The organism is Nodosilinea sp. LEGE 07298, from assembly GCF_015207265.1.
GTDB lineage: Bacteria > Cyanobacteriota > Cyanobacteriia > Phormidesmidales > Phormidesmidaceae > Nodosilinea.
Window position 1 is genome coordinate 1 of record NZ_JADEXE010000611.1, and the last position, 1,044, is coordinate 1,044.

General features: G+C 60.3%; 1 protein-coding gene. It reads left to right on the forward strand.

Annotation, left to right across the window (positions count from 1 at the left end; translation table 11 throughout):
• The first annotated feature begins 53 nt into the window (after positions 1-53).
• Entirely contained in the window at positions 54-1,019 is a 966-nt protein-coding gene (locus IQ273_RS33405) for a TIGR03885 family FMN-dependent LLM class oxidoreductase (protein WP_194027355.1), read from the forward strand.
• Positions 1,020-1,044 lie beyond the last annotated feature (25 nt).

A 1,044-nucleotide genomic window follows, 5' to 3' on the forward strand; every position in this document is an offset into this window, starting at 1 on the left:
CCCACTCATCCACCCTCCCACTCATCCACCCATTTCTAAATCCCTCTACCGCCATGGTTCATCTCGGCTATCACGCCTCCCACGAACAGTTCAAGCCGAGCCAGCTGCTCGAATGGGTGCAGCGGGCCGAACAGGCAGGCTTTACCCATGCCCTGTCTTCGGACCACTTTTTGCCTTGGGGTAAAGACCAGGGCGAGAGCGGGTTTGCCTGGTCGTGGCTGGGGGCGGCGATGCAGGCGACCAACCTAAACTTCCGAATTGTGAATGCGCCGGGGCAGCGGTACCACCCGGCCATCATTGCCCAGGCGGCGGCTACTCTGATGGAGATGTTTCCCCACCGTTTTTGGCTGACTGTAGGCAGTGGGCAGGCGCTGAACGAGCATATTACCGGTACCCGCTGGCCGAATAAGGGCGATCGCAACCGCCGCCTGAAAGAATGCGTCGACATCATGCGCGCCCTCTGGGCTGGTGAAACCGTCAACCACCAAGGCCTGGTCACAGTAGAAGACGCCAAGCTCTACACCCGGCCCGATTACCAGCCGCAGATCATTGGGGCGGCGATTACACCCGCAACCGCCGAGTGGGTGGGGAGCTGGGCCGATGGGCTGATTACCACCTCGCGCCCACCCGAGAAGCTGAAGCCTGTGGTCGATGCCTTTCGACGGGGCGGCGGCGAGGGCAAACCGATGATTCTCAAGGTGCAGCTCTCCTACGATCGCACTCAGGAGGCCGCTCGTGAAGGAGCGCACCAGCAGTGGCGCAACAATATCTTCAAAAGCGTGCTGCTGAGCGAAATTCGCACCGTCGAGCAATTCGACGCCGCTGGATCCTTTGTCACCCCTGACGAAATTGAGCAGCACGTGCGTGTTTCAGCGGACCCTCAGCAGCACCTCGACTGGCTCAAGACCGACATCGAGCTGGGCTTTGACGAGCTGATTTTGCACAATGTCAACACCGCCCAGGCCCGGTTTATTGATACCTTCGGCGAAACGGTGATTCCGGCGTTGGGTGGAAAGTAGATACGTGGGGGCAGGGGGGCTAGGG